Source organism: Nonomuraea cypriaca, from assembly GCF_015645445.1.
Classification (GTDB): domain Bacteria; phylum Actinomycetota; class Actinomycetes; order Streptosporangiales; family Streptosporangiaceae; genus Nonomuraea; species Nonomuraea cypriaca.
The window spans coordinates 1-13,082 of record NZ_JADOGI010000115.1; the positions used below are offsets into that span (position 1 = coordinate 1).

The following is a 13,082-nucleotide window of genomic DNA, read 5'->3' on the forward strand; positions in this document are numbered from 1 at the left end:
TCACGTATCTGGTCACCATGGCGTCCTCGACTGGGACGCCATGGTGACCAGATACGTGACGAACGGGCGGAGCCCCGCCGACGCCGAAGAGTGAGGACCCTTGCCATGGAGAAACACGAACCGACCCGGCGCGCCGTTCTGCTGTGGGGCGGCGCGGCGGGCCTGGCGGTGACGTTCGGCGTCGCGCAGCCGGCCCGCGCGGTGTCCGGCGCGGCGGCCGTGCCCGCCGGCGTCGAGGTCGACGACTCGGCCGACATCCCGCTGCAGCCCGGCCTGATCGGCTACAACATGCACATCACCAACCGGGCCTACCACTTCACCGACGACGCCTACCGCGCGCTGATCGCCCGGCTCCAGCCCCGTTGGGGACGCTGGTCGGCCGGTACGGCGAACAACGTCTTCGACCCCAGGACCGGCACCATGCCGGAGGAGCGCCGCGCCCAGATGTTCGACAAGCGCAACCAGTACTACCTCTACGACTGGGAACGCCGGGTCAACGCGGGCAAGAACGACGGCTACATGGACCTCGTCCGCTACTACGATTCGCTGCGCGAGACGTGCGCCGCCCTGACCATGGTGGTCAACACCTTCACCGGCACTCCCGCCGAGGCAGCCGACCTGGCCCGGTTCTGCGCGGACAACCACATCCTCGTCGACTACTGGGAGTTACAGAACGAGCCCTACCTGTTCACCGGCGGCGCGTCGGCCTTGCCGAAGTTCTACAACTCGGCGACCGACTACCTCAACAAGGTCAAGCCGTTCCACGACGCGATCCGCGGAGTCGATCCGGACGCCAAGACGGTGATCGCCTACACCCCGACCGGCGGCAACGCCTGGGACGACCGCATCTACCAGATCACCGCCCCGTGGTGGGACGCCATCGTCTGGCACACCTACGAGGCCGGCAGCAGGGAGACCGGCAACTGGCTGGCCGCCGCGTTCCGCGACCGCATCGGCGACGACTACCTGGCCCGCAGCCGCCTCTCGCCCACCCCGATCCTGCAGAACGAGCTCGACGTCCGCGTGGCCGGACCGCTCTACAACACCCAGTACAACGCGGTCTTCAACGCCGAGGCCGTCATGCGGCTGACGACCGCGCCCAAGGAGAACACGCGCATGCTCACCGGCGCGGGCGGCATCCCGCTGTGGATCCTGGACGCTGCCCAGGACCACACCGACAAGACCCTGGACGCCCTCGAACTGGGCACCACCATCGACAGCGGCGCGCTCGACCACCAGCTCTACTTCAAGACCGTCGGCGTCGCCAACGTCATCGTCAACGAGGCCGTCAACAACAGCGCCGCCCGCTGGCAGACCACGGTCACCGGCGGCGCGACGGTCGCCGCCCGCGACGGCGCGGGCAGCGCGCTCGACGTCCCCGCCCTCTTCGCCACCGGTTACCGCGGCGGGTTCGGCGGCAACATGAAGAACTACGCGCTGATGACGAACAAGTCGGCCGAGGAACACGTGATCGACTTCCGCGTCGGCGGCGCCACTCTGAACACGCAGGTCACGGCGGTCTACTCGGCCTCGGCCGACCCGGACGCGGGCAACACCGCCGACAACCCGGCACGGATCAGCCAGCAGAGCGTCACCTACCCGGACGGGTCGGCCGTCACGATCCCGCCCTACAGCGTGGTGCGGCTGGAATGGGCCCGCTCGGGCAGCCCGGCCGCCCCCCGCACGCCCCGCATCACCAGCGCCGAGGTGACCGGCGCCACGAGCGTGCGCCTGAAATGGTGGAACAGCCCGAACGCGACGTCGTACACCATCCACTACGGCACCACGCCCGGCGTCTACACACAGACGCGAACGGCCTCCTCCGCCGCCGGCACGACCGTGACGGGACTGGCCGCGGGCGGCACCTACCACTTCGCCGTCACCGCCACCGGCGCGGGCGGGAACTCGGGGCACTCGAACGAGGTCGGCGTCACCACGCAGGCCCCGCCCACCCCCACGAACGCGGTGGCGGTAGGCCGGAGGGCGGGTACGGTCACCGTCACCTGGCGCAGCGTCCCGCTGGCGACCGGCTACGTCGTGCGTTACGGCACCTCCACCTCCGCCCTGACCCAGACCCTCCAGGCGGGCAACCGGATGGGCGCCGACATCGACGGCCTCACCGCGGGCACCCGCTACCACTTCACGGTCGAAGCGTTCAACGGCGCCGGGTCCAGCGCTCCGTCGGCCGCCGTCTCCGCGATGCCGGTGCTCAACCTGCCCTACACCCCCGTCCGACTCCGGCTGAGCACACCCGACACCGCCGCCTCCGCCGCCCTGACCTGGGACCCCTCGCTGGTGCGCACCTTCCGCGACTACTTCGAGGACGGCGACGCCGCCGGCTGGACGGTCGCGAGCGGCACATGGAGCGTCACCGACCACCCGGATCCAGCGCGGGCCACCAAGGTCTACGCCGCGACCTCGGCCACGGGCCTGTCCGAGACGGTGAACGGCGACGCCGCCTGGGCAAGCGTGTCGATCGACGCCCAGATCGCCGTGACCTCCTTCACCGCGAACGGCACCGTCAGCGTCCTCGGCCGCTACACCGACAGCGGCAACTACTACCGGTTCGTCTACGATCACGCCGACCAGCGCTTCAAGCTCATCCGCGCTGTCAACGGCACGTTCACCACGCTCGCCCAGATCGACCTGACAGACGTGGGCCAGCCGTTCTACCCGGTGGACGTCACCAACATGCGCCTGGTCCTGGAGGCCGTCGGCGACGATCTCGCCTGCTACGTCAACCACCTGCCCGTGCTCACCGCGCAGGACTCCGCCCACCCCACCGGCGCGTTCGCCCTCGGAGCCAACCGGCAGGTCGCCTCCTTCGACAAGGTGCACGTCTGGACCGACAACATGACCGGGACCGGCGGGACGTACTCCCTCTACCGCAGCACCAGCCCGCAGTCGGGCTACACCCGCATCGCCTCCGGCCTGACCTCCCCGCAGTACACCGACACCGGCATCACCGCGGGCCGGACGTACTACTACCGCGTGTCCGCCGTCAGAGACGGCGTCGAAAGCCTCGGCAACTCCAACATCCTGACGGTGGTGACCTGACCCGTGACCCGCACCCGAGCCGGCGTCCTGGCCGCCGGCCTGCTCGCCGCCTGCCTCACCGGCGTCCCGGCCGAGGCCGCGACGCCGCCGAACATCGTGCTCGTCGTCGCCGACGACCTCGGCTACGACCAGACCTCCCTGTACGGCCGCCCCGGCGCGATCGCCACCCCGAACCTGGAGGCGATCGGCGACGACGGGGTACGCGTGACGCAGGGCTACGTGGCCTCCCCGGTCTGCAGCCCGTCCCGCAGCGCGCTGCTGACCGGCCTGGAGCCTGCCCGCGCCGGCGCGGACAGCAACCATCTCACCCGGGCCCGGCCCGAACGCATGCCGACCGACACGATCATGAAAGCGCTGCCCGCCGCGTACACCTCGGCGGCCATCGGCAAATGGGACCTCGCCGGAGGGCAGCCCTTCGACGCGAACCACCTCCCGGCCGCCATGGGCTTCGACGACTTCTACGGATTCTTCGGCGGCATGCACGCCTACTGCCCCGGCACCGCACTCAAGCAGTACGACCGCGCCACGCAGACCTACGCCAACCGCACGAGCACCCGCTACCTGACGCAGGAGTTCACCGACCACGCCGTCGACTACATCGGCGACCACGCGGCGAACCCGTTCTTCCTGTACCTGGCCTACAACGCGCCGCACACGCCGCTGGAGACGCCCACCTCGTGCGCCGGCGGCGCCCAGCAGTCCGACCAGGAGCGCTTCGCCGAGATGGTTCGCACCATGGACGACGGCATCGGCCAGGTTCGCCAGGCCCTGGAGGACAACGGCATCGCGGACAGCACGCTGCTCGTCTTCCTGTCGGACAACGGCCAGCAGCTCGGCTTCTTCACGGGGGCGACCCGCGGCGGCAAGTACGACCTGTTCGAGGGCGGCATCAAGGTGCCCTTCGCCCTCACCTGGCCGGCCGCCCTCCCCGCGGGCGTCACCTACCAGGATCCGGTGAGCGGCCTCGACCTGCGCCCGACGCTCCTGGCCGCCGCCGGGAGCGCCGGTGCCCCTCCGGCAGGCGCCTCCGGCGTGGATTTGACCCCGTACCTCACCGGCGAGCGAACGGGACGGCCACACACCCAGCTGAGCTGGCGCTACGTGGTCGACAAGGCCGAGCAGGGGCACCAGGGCACGGTCATCGCCGCCCAGCGGTCCGGCGACCTGAAATGGATCAGCAGCACCAGCCCCGCCCCCGCCACCACCACGAACTACCTGTTCGACCTGGCCACCAACCCGAGTGAGGCGGACGGCCAGAACCTATGGCCCGTCCCGGCGGTGAGCGGGCCCGTCCTGGCCGCGCACCACGCCTGGAACGCGGCCAACCGCGTCACCGAGAGCTTCAAGAACCCCCGAGGGCCGGCCGACGTGCGCGCGAACCTGCCCGACGGGTATCTCGAAGCGGGCGGAACCTGGTCCGTGGTCGACGTCGGTGACGACAAGTCTTACCAGGGCACGTCGACGGGCGCCGTGGGCAGGAGCATGCTGGAGACGAGCTACTTCGCCGACGTCAAGGCCTCCACCTCCGTACGGCTGATGGACCCCGGTCAGGCCGGCCTGATCGTGCGCGGCAGCGGAGCGGGGGAGAGCTTCACCGGCTACGCGGCCCTGATCGCCGCACCACAGAACGGCAGCGCCTGCGCCGGCCCCGCGCCCCAGCCGGGCGGCGGCAGCGCCCGCGTCGTCCTGACCAAGGTGGTGAACGGGGCCGGGACGCAGGTCGCCTGCGAGGACGTGCCGTTGACGCCGGACGCCGACCACAACCTCGTCGTCCGCGCCGTCGGCTCAGACGTGTCGATCAGCCTCGACGGCACCCAGCAGCTCACCTGGTCCGACCCAGCCGCCTTTCCTGGCGGGCGGGTCGGGCTGCGTGTGGCCGGGACGACGCAGACCGTCCGGGCCAGGTTCGGCACGCTGAACGGGGTGAGCTGCTCAGGCGCCTGCCCCTGACGCCGCGCGTCCGGACAGACCGGGGAGGCCGAGGCGCTGCCGGCCCCACCACCCTCAGTCGAAGAGGATGTGCCGCAGGGTCCGGGTGAGGTGTTCGGTGAGCTGGTCGGACGGCATCGAGGCGGAGGCGGCGCTGCGCAGAAGGGCGACGAGCGGGTCGCCGGCGGCGTCGGTCTCCATGCGCTGGACCGGAGTGGTCGGCGAGCACGGTCGAGCACCGGTCTCTGGGCGCGCCGCCATCCCGTATCCGATCACCGATCCGGCCCGGGCTCGCTACCGGACGGTCAGGCGCATGGTTCCGATGCGGGTGATGCCGGTCTCCAGGACGTCGCCGCGGTGGATCTCGCCGACGCCGGGCGGGGCGCCGGTGAAGACGAGGTCGCCGGGCAGCAGCGTCATCATCGACGAGGCGTAGGCGACGATGGCCGGCACCTTGGTGATCATCGTGGCGGTGTGCACCGCCTGGCGCTGCCGGCCGTTCACCGACAGGCGGATGTCGAGGTCGGCCGGGTCGCCGACCTCGTCGGCCGTGACCAGCCAGGGGCCCAGCGGGCTGAAGGTGTCGTAGCTCTTGCGGCGGGACCGGTCGGCGGCGCTGCGCACGGTGATGTCCAGGCCGAGGGTGTAGCCGACGACGCGGTCGAGGGCGGCCGCCTCGGGGATGTCCTTGCCGCCGGCGCCGATGACGACGACGAGCTCGGACTCGTGGTGGATCTCCTGGCCGGCGGCGACGACCGCGTCGGGCAGCACGATGTCGTCGTCCGGCCCGGAGATCGACGACGGGGCCTTGAGGAAGACGTCGAAGTCGAACATCCACGACTCGACGCGGCCGAGGGTGCGCTCCTGCACCCCGTGCATCTCGGCCACGTGGTCGGCGTAGTTGCTGGCCGAGGCGACGATCTTGGACGGATTGAGTGCCGGGGCGCGCAACCGTACCGGTTTCACCGGGCGGCCCCGCTCTGCGGCCTTCTCCAGCGCCCCGCGCACGTCCGCGAAGTCGCGGCAGAGCCTGCGCCACCAGCCCGCGCTCAGCGGGTCGGGATCGTGCGGCCAGGGCAGCGCGTCCGTCACGTCCACGACGCCGTCGCCGGTCACCACCCCGAGCCGGTGGTCGTCGAACAGGGCCAACCTCATGAGGGCTCCTCGGGTGCGAACGTGGACGTGACGGTCTGCGGGTCGGCGAGGGTCTCCTCCCGGTAGATCCCCAGGGCGCGGAGCACAGGGGTGTCGCCGAGGCTGAACAGGTCCGCCGGCGTGGCGGCGTGGTGCTCCACCGGCACCCACGACGGCGCGACGAACATGTCGCCGGCCTGCCAGTCGAACCGGCGGCCGTCCATGACAGAGTGGCCTTCGCCGCGGAAGACGACGTATACGGTGTTGCCGCTGCGCCGGACAGGCAGCATGTTTCGTCCCGGGACGATCCGATGCATCCCACAGGCGAGGGTGGGCAGGACGCTGGCACCCGAGACCGGGTTGGTGAACTCCAGGCTGACCATGCCTGTGTCCGTGCCCGCATCGGTGGCCGCGGCCAGCCGGGTGAGCTCGGCGTCGGTGTCGGCCCACCGGTAGACCAGCAGCGGGGACGGCGCCGGGTCCAGGGCCTCGGTGACCTGCCCGGCGGCGAACGCGGCAGTGCCATCGACTGGGCCGTGTTCTGCGGAGTCGTGCGGACCCCGCACGGGCTGGCGCGCCTCGGGGTGCGGCTCGAAGAAGATACCGTCCAAGGCTTCGATCATCGGCAGGTCGAGGCCGTCGAACCAGAACATGGGGGCGTCGCCGCCGTTGGTGTGGTCGTGCCAGGCCCACCCGGGCGTGAGGATCAGGTCGCCGGGGCCCATCGCGCAGGCCTCGCCGTCCACCGTCGTCCAGACGCCCTCGCCCGCCAGCACGAACCGGATGGCGCCGGGCGTGTGCCGGTGCGCGGGGGCCGACTCGCCCGGGCCCAGGGCCTGGAGGGCTCCCCACAACGTGCCGGCCGCGTACGGCCTGCCGTCCAGCCCCGGGTTGGCCAGGGACAGCACGCGGCGTTCGCCGCCGCGCTCCACCGGGACCAGCCGGATGGCCTGCTCGGCCAGCGGGCGCATCACCCGCGCCGGCCAGAGCCACGGCACCGCCTTGGGCCGCGGCGACGAGGTGAGCAGTTGCTCGGTGATGGTCCACAGTGGCCGCAGTCCCGCCTTCGACAGGCGCGCGTACAGGTCCTCCAGCTCTTCGGCGGTCGTCGTCGCCGTCATACCGGTACCTCCATCGGATGTCCGGGCGGCAGGCCGATGCCGAAGCGCCGCACGCTCTCCAGCAGCGAGACCCGCCGCATGTACGCGCGGGCCCGCGCCGGATCCGCCGCGATGGCCCGCATCTCTTCCTGGCTGGCCCGCCTGCGCGTCTCGTCGGTCTCTTTGAGACGTTCGGTGTTGCGCTGGGTGTCGGCCTGCACGTACTCCATGGCGACCTGGCGCCGCACGGCGTCGTAGGCGCTCAGCTCCGCGTCGGGATCGGCCTCGCCGGCGCGGATCCGTACGATGCGGGCGGCCGCGTCCATCACGTCGTGGATGCCGCTGTTGAGGCCGATGCCGCCGAGCGGGCTGTTGATGTGCGCCGCGTCCCCGGCGATCACGATGTTCCCGGCCCGGAAGGAGGCGGCGACCCGCTGGTGCACGTTGTAGGCCTGGAAGTCGACGATCGGGTAGTCGGCCGGGTAGGGCGCCACCGCCTGGAGCTGCTCCTGCAAGCGCTCCGGCGTGGAGGCCGCTTCGACGGGCTCGTCCGGCGGGACCGGATAGACCGCACGCCATGACTCGGGCGTGCGGAGCAGGAACAGCCACTGGGCCGGGTCGGCGATGTAGTTGACGTGGGCGAGGCCCGGGATCCGCTCCCCCAGGTCGACGGTGGTGCTGACGATCATGAACCGTTCGGGGTAGGTGTAGCCGGCGAACTCGATGCCCAATGACCCGCGCACCGTGCTGCCCGGGCCGTCCGCCCCGATCAGGTGGCTGCCGTGCAGGACGCGCGGGCCGTCCGGGGTCTGGACGTCGGCGGTGACACCGGCGGCGGTGTTGGCCACGCCGGTGACCCGGGAGCCGAACAGCAGCTCGACGCGGTCGTCGGCGCGCAGTTGGTCGTGCAACATCCGCACCAGGTGCTGCTGGTTGAGCTGGAGCCGGTACGGATAGGGCGTCTCGGCGGCGAGCAGACGGAAGTCGAACTCGGCGACGAGGCCGTCCCTGCGGTCGCGGAACTGGTAGATCGGCGCGACCAGGCCTTCGGCCTTCATTTGCTCCGTCACGCCGATGTCCTGGAGCAGCTCCAGCGTGGCCGCGTGGAAGGTCGAGGCGCGCCAGTCCGTCTTCGGGACGGGCTCGGCCTCCACCACGACCACGGGGAGACCGTCCTTGGCCAGCCGCGCCGCCGCCGTCATGCCGACGGGCCCTGCCCCGACGACGATCACCGGGAGATCAGTGAGCTGGGTCATGACACCGACGGTAGTAAGCTATTCCGGAGATGCGAAAGACAAGGCGCTAGAGTTCCTTTATGTCGAATTTGGTTCCGGGGTCGGAGTCCGTGCCCACGTCGGTGGACAACGCGCTGAGCCTGCTCGCACTGATCGGTGAGCAGCAGACCATCCGCGTCTCCGAGGCGGCCGATCGGCTCGGCGTGGCGCGTTCGACCGCGCATCGCCTGCTCAGCGCGCTGCGCAGGCACGGCTTCGTGCTCCAGGACAAGCCCAACGGGGTGTACCGCCCCGGCCCGGTCCTCAACGAGATCGGCCTGGCCGCCATCGGGCGGATCGACATCCGGTCGGTCGCCCGGCCGGTGCTGGAGGAGCTCAGCGAGCAGACCCGGGAGACCGTCAGCCTCAGCCTGATCGAGGGACGCAACGTCCGCTTCGTGGACTGCGTCGAGAGCCCGCGCACGGTCCGCGTCGGCGATCGCACCGGCGTCGTCATGCCCGCGCACTGCACGGCTGCGGGCAAGGCGATCCTGGCCGCGCTGTCCACGATGGAGCTGGACCGCCGGTACCAGGACCGGACCCTGGTCACCCGCACGTCGAACTCCATCTCCACCTGGGAGCGGCTGGAGAAGGAGCTGGCGCTGGTGCGGCGGCACGGGTACGCGCTCAACGAGCAGGAGGGCGAGGAGGGCGTGTACGCGGTCGCGGTGGCGGTGCGCGACCTGACGAACGCCCCGCTGGCGGCGCTGGCCGTCCTGTTGCCCGCGGACCGGATCGGGCAGGCCGACGCACGAGGCGACTTCGTGCCGCTGCTCGGCCAGGCCGCCGAATCCGTCCAACGCCTGCTGCGCGCCAACCTCTGAGCCCGGGGCGGCTATTTGAGGACGTGCCGGGTGTGGTCGAAGGAACGGTCGGTGAGGCCCAGGCGTCTCATGGAGGCCGCGATGAGGTCCACCGAGGCGCGGTCGGTGGTCGCGTTCCACTGCGGCAGATGGATCTTCTCGGCCAGCTCGGGCTTGAGGCCCGCGATCTTCGGGAGCGCGGCGCGGAACGCAGCCGGATCCCGTCTGGTGGACTCCGCGGTCCGCCGCACCCCCGCCTGGAAGGCCGACACCAGCCGCGGGTTCTCCCGTGCCTTCTCGACTGACATGAGGAACGTGCCGATCTGCAGTCCGTTCCTGGCGTCGGAGTACGGGGCGGCCACCACCCGCATCTCGGCCGTCCGCGCCATGCTCAGGAACGGCTCGATCAGCATGGCCGCGTCCACGTCGCCGCGTTCCAGGGCGGGCAGCATCTCGGGGAAGCCCATCTCGACGTACTTGACGCCGGTCGGGGTGGCCCCGGCCTTGCGCACGGCGGCGTCGATCACGATGTCGTTGATGTTGCGCAGCGTGTTGACGGCGATCCGTTTGCCGTTCAGTCCCGCCGCGCTGGTGATCGTGCTGGCCGCCGGGACTGCGATCCCGGAGAAGTCCTGGTCCGGGTCATCGGACGTGCTGGTGCCCGAGCCGACCATGGTGAGCGGCAGGCCCCGGTTCATCGCGATCACCGCGGAGACGACGTTGGAGCCGGCCACGTCGAGGCCGCCGTTGAGCAGCGCGGGGATCACGGCGGCCCCGCCCGCCGACGTCTGCACCTGGACGTCCAAGCCCTCCGCGGTGAAGAAGCCGCGCTGCACCCCGTAGGTCAGGAAGGCCGCCGGCATGCCTGCCGTGTCGGACACCTTGACCCGCGTCTGACCGTCACCGCCCGACACGCCGACGCCGCCGCCGGACAGGTCACCCGGATAGTCGCTGCACGCGGTGACCAGGAACAGCGCCAGCAGCAGCGCCCCGATCCCACGCAGCGCGCCCCTGCTCGTCATAGCGGCGATCCGGCCGGGCTGAGCGCGCCGAGCAGCTCACCGCGCAGCCGTCCGAAGTCCGGATGGTTCTTGGTGGTGAGCTGGTCGCGCGGGCGGGGCAGGCCCACGTCGACGCTGAGCGCGACGTGCGCGGGCGCCCGCAGGACCAGTACGCGGTCGGCCAGGTAGACCGCCTCGTCGATGTCGTGCGTCACGAACAGCACGGTGATCTCGTAGCGGCGCCATACGTCGAGCAGTAGGTCCTCCAGGCCGGCTCTGGTCTGCGCGTCGACGGACGCGAACGGCTCGTCCATGAGCAGGATCTGCGGCCGGTAGGCCAGTGCCCGGGCGATGGCCACGCGCTGCTGCATGCCGCCGGACATCTGCCACGGGTACGACTGGCCGCGCCCGCCGAGGCCGACCGCCTCCAGCGCCTCCTGGGTCGCGCCGCGCGCCTCCTGCCTCGAGACCCCCTTGTAGCGCAGCGGGAACGCGACGTTCCGCTCCACCGTCATCCACGGGTACAGCGACCTGCTGTAGTCCTGGAAGACGAGGGCCATCTCCCTGGGCGGCCCGGACACCACCACGTCGCGCAGCCGCACCTCGCCGGAGGTGGCCGGCTCCAGCCCCGCCAGGCAGCGCAGCATCGTGGTCTTCCCGCATCCTGACGATCCCAGGATGCAGACGAACTCGCGGACGGCGACGTCGAAGGTCAGGTCGGCGACGGCCGGGCGGGCGGACGGATCCGGGCCGTAGACCTTGCTCAGCTGGGCGACCTCAAGCATCGGAGTTCCCCTTCAGACTGCGGTGCCAGAACAAGACGCGTGCCTCCAGTACGAGAAAGAGCCAGTTGAGGACGAATCCGAGCACGCCGAGCAGCACGATCCCGGTCCACATCTCCGGGATGGCGAAGGACCGCTGCGACTCCAGCACGAAGTAGCCGATCCCGTTGTCGCTGGCGACCATCTCCGAGACCACCATCAGGATGATCGCGATGGCCAGGCTGGTCCGCATGCCCGCGAAGATCCGCGGGGACGCCGCCGGGAGGATGATCCGCGTCAGCCGGGCGGTCGCGGGGATTTGGAACGAGCGCGCCGCCTCCAGTTGCTGCGCCTCGACGCCGCGTACGCCGTCGATGGTGTTGAGCAGGATCGGCCACACTGTGCCGAGCGCGATGATGAAGACCTTCGACCCGTCGCCGGCACCGAACAGCAGCAGGGCGAACGGGATGAGCGCGGGCGGCGGCAGCGCCCGCAGGAACTGGACCACCGGGTCGGCCGCGGTGCGCAGCCGCCGGAACAGCCCGAGCGCCGTGCCGAGCGCCACCCCGGCGGCGACCGCGATCGCGTATCCGGCGAACATCCGGCCGAGGCTGGGCAGCACGTCCCCGCCTACCCGGTCGAAGAGCCACAGGTCGGCGAAGTCCCTGGCGACCTCGGACGCGGGCGGGAAGTAGAAGCTGCCCGCCTGGCCCGTCCACCACCAGACGGTCGCCAGCGCGGCGCACGGAACGACGAGCTGCAGCCCGAGCAGCCGCAGCGCGCGGCCCATCCGGCGGGTCGCGCGGCTCGCCGCCGGACGGGTCCGTCTGCCGGTGACCGGGTCGGTCACCGCGTCGATCGCGGCACGCGTCATCGGGCCACCTCCTGCCGTTGCGCGGGATGCCAGGCCAGCACCCGCCGTTCCAGGGCGCCGAACGCCGCGTTGAGGACCCAGCCGAGCAGTCCGGTCGTGATGATCAGCGCGTACATGCGGGCGGTCCCGCCCGCTGACTGCGCGACGATGATGGCCCGGCCGAGCCCGGGCGTGCCGACGACCAGTTCCTCGGTGATCGTCAGGATCAGCGCGATCGACGACGCGATGCGCAGGCCGGTCGCGATGTAGGGGGTGGCGCTGGGGAGCACGACCGTGCGGAACCGGGCGAACGTGCCCAGCCCGTACGAGCGCGCCGTGTCGGCGGCCACCGGGTCGACGTCCTGGACGCCGTAGATGGTCTGGAACAGCAGGGGCCAGAACACGGCGAAGGCGACGAGGAAGACCTTCGCCTGCAGCCCTGTGCCGTACACCAGGACGGTCAGCGGGATCAGCGCCACCGGCGGCACCGGACGGCAGAACTCGATGACGACGCGGGCCAGCCGGAAAATCGTGCGGCTGGAACCGAGCACCATGCCGATGGGCACGGCGAGCACGGCGCCCAGGCCGAGCCCGGCCGCCCAGCCGAGCAGCGTCCGGCCGACCTCCACCCACAGTGGCCGCCCGCCGGCCAGGCGGAAGAACTCGGCGTAGATCTCGCCGGACGGCGGGAACCAGCGCTCCGGCAGCAGCCCGCTGCGCGTACACAGCTCCACCAGCAGCAACGCCACCGCGATACCCGCCAGCTTGAGGCCGAGATCCGAGCCGGGTCTGGCCGACACGCGGGCGAGAAGTGCCACGGCCGTCTCCTTCCTAGCCTGGTGCTGTGTTACAGCCCGGTTAAGGGGAATTTATGTATGACTTCCGCCATACGCAATGGCGCCTCACTCGAATTCCGCAGACTAGAATCATGGTCACCACCGACGTCTTCGACCGCGTCGATTCCCGCGCGGCGCGTCCTAAGAGCCGGATGGCGCACACTCGTGCCGGAGATCGCCGGTCAGGGAGGTCTTCAAAGCCGGAGGGCCGCGGGACATCACAACCCTGGTCTTGCCTGCCACAGGAGGTAAGACCCCTCCTTGCGACCAGGCAGGTGCTGGGTTACGGTGATGCGAGACATCAGACGTCAGGTGTCCGGAATGGTCAAGGGAG

General features: G+C 71.0%; 11 protein-coding genes. 3 read left to right on the forward strand and 8 right to left on the reverse strand.

What is annotated here, in order from left to right:
• The first annotated feature begins 105 nt into the window (after window positions 1-105).
• Window positions 106-3,057, forward strand: a complete 2,952-nt coding sequence (locus ITP53_RS31705) for a fibronectin type III domain-containing protein (RefSeq protein WP_195899138.1) — start codon at window positions 106-108, stop codon at window positions 3,055-3,057.
• Window positions 3,058-3,060: 3 nt separating this feature from the next.
• On the forward strand, window positions 3,061-5,007 hold the full coding sequence (locus ITP53_RS31710; RefSeq protein WP_195899139.1) for a sulfatase-like hydrolase/transferase: 1,947 nt from the start codon (window positions 3,061-3,063) through the stop codon (window positions 5,005-5,007).
• 54 nt (window positions 5,008-5,061) lie between these two features.
• Here ITP53_RS31710 and ITP53_RS59530 read toward each other — a convergent pair whose 3' ends face one another.
• From ITP53_RS59530 to ITP53_RS31725, 4 genes are all read right to left on the reverse strand, one after another.
• Window positions 5,062-5,187, reverse strand: coding sequence for a hypothetical protein (locus tag ITP53_RS59530; RefSeq protein WP_268961192.1), 126 nt, complete (start codon window positions 5,185-5,187; stop codon window positions 5,062-5,064).
• Window positions 5,188-5,280: 93 nt separating this feature from the next.
• Window positions 5,281-6,141, reverse strand: a complete 861-nt coding sequence (locus ITP53_RS31715) for a fumarylacetoacetate hydrolase family protein (protein ID WP_195899140.1) — start codon at window positions 6,139-6,141, stop codon at window positions 5,281-5,283.
• On the reverse strand, window positions 6,138-7,241 hold the full coding sequence (locus ITP53_RS31720) for a cupin domain-containing protein (RefSeq protein ID WP_195899141.1): 1,104 nt from the start codon (window positions 7,239-7,241) through the stop codon (window positions 6,138-6,140). The genes ITP53_RS31715 and ITP53_RS31720 overlap by 4 nt, the downstream gene beginning before the upstream one ends.
• Window positions 7,238-8,476, reverse strand: a complete 1,239-nt coding sequence (locus tag ITP53_RS31725) for an FAD-dependent oxidoreductase (protein ID WP_195899142.1) — start codon at window positions 8,474-8,476, stop codon at window positions 7,238-7,240. The genes ITP53_RS31720 and ITP53_RS31725 overlap by 4 nt, the downstream gene beginning before the upstream one ends.
• Before the next feature lie 59 nt (window positions 8,477-8,535).
• Between ITP53_RS31725 and ITP53_RS31730 the strand changes: the two genes are divergently transcribed.
• The gene (locus ITP53_RS31730; protein ID WP_195899143.1) at window positions 8,536-9,318 is read left to right on the forward strand and encodes an IclR family transcriptional regulator; all 783 of its coding nucleotides are present in this window, start codon (window positions 8,536-8,538) and stop codon (window positions 9,316-9,318) included.
• A gap of 11 nt (window positions 9,319-9,329) precedes the next feature.
• Here the strand turns inward: ITP53_RS31730 and ITP53_RS31735 are convergent, their stop codons facing one another.
• From ITP53_RS31735 to ITP53_RS31750, 4 genes are read right to left on the reverse strand one after another with little or no spacing between them, the layout of a single operon-like run.
• Window positions 9,330-10,319 carry an ABC transporter substrate-binding protein gene (locus tag ITP53_RS31735; RefSeq protein ID WP_195899144.1) on the reverse strand — a complete coding sequence of 330 codons (990 nt, stop codon included), beginning with the start codon at window positions 10,317-10,319 and terminating at the stop codon, window positions 9,330-9,332.
• Window positions 10,316-11,083 (reverse strand): ABC transporter ATP-binding protein, encoded by a 768-nt coding sequence (locus ITP53_RS31740; protein WP_195899145.1) that lies wholly within the window; start codon window positions 11,081-11,083, stop codon window positions 10,316-10,318. Before ITP53_RS31740 ends, ITP53_RS31735 begins: the two co-directional genes overlap by 4 nt.
• Window positions 11,076-11,933, reverse strand: coding sequence for an ABC transporter permease (locus tag ITP53_RS31745; protein ID WP_236051378.1), 858 nt, complete (start codon window positions 11,931-11,933; stop codon window positions 11,076-11,078). Before ITP53_RS31745 ends, ITP53_RS31740 begins: the two co-directional genes overlap by 8 nt.
• Window positions 11,930-12,730: an ABC transporter permease gene (locus ITP53_RS31750; protein WP_207756672.1), complete on the reverse strand. Its 801-nt coding sequence runs from the start codon at window positions 12,728-12,730 to the stop codon at window positions 11,930-11,932. The genes ITP53_RS31745 and ITP53_RS31750 overlap by 4 nt, the downstream gene beginning before the upstream one ends.
• Between the last annotated feature and the right edge of the window lie 352 nt (window positions 12,731-13,082).

Coding starts and splice junctions, on each gene's coding strand:
- ITP53_RS31730 (WP_195899143.1), top strand. CDS start 8,536: ATGTCGAATTTGGTTCCGGGGTCGGAGTCCGTGCCCACGTCGGTGGAC.
- ITP53_RS31705 (WP_195899138.1), top strand. CDS start 106: ATGGAGAAACACGAACCGACCCGGCGCGCCGTTCTGCTGTGGGGCGGC.
- ITP53_RS31745 (WP_236051378.1), bottom strand. CDS start 11,933: ATGACGCGTGCCGCGATCGACGCGGTGACCGACCCGGTCACCGGCAGA.
- ITP53_RS59530 (WP_268961192.1), bottom strand. CDS start 5,187: ATGGAGACCGACGCCGCCGGCGACCCGCTCGTCGCCCTTCTGCGCAGC.
- ITP53_RS31740 (WP_195899145.1), bottom strand. CDS start 11,083: ATGCTTGAGGTCGCCCAGCTGAGCAAGGTCTACGGCCCGGATCCGTCC.
- ITP53_RS31735 (WP_195899144.1), bottom strand. CDS start 10,319: ATGACGAGCAGGGGCGCGCTGCGTGGGATCGGGGCGCTGCTGCTGGCG.
- ITP53_RS31720 (WP_195899141.1), bottom strand. CDS start 7,241: ATGACGGCGACGACGACCGCCGAAGAGCTGGAGGACCTGTACGCGCGC.
- ITP53_RS31715 (WP_195899140.1), bottom strand. CDS start 6,141: ATGAGGTTGGCCCTGTTCGACGACCACCGGCTCGGGGTGGTGACCGGC.
- ITP53_RS31725 (WP_195899142.1), bottom strand. CDS start 8,476: ATGACCCAGCTCACTGATCTCCCGGTGATCGTCGTCGGGGCAGGGCCC.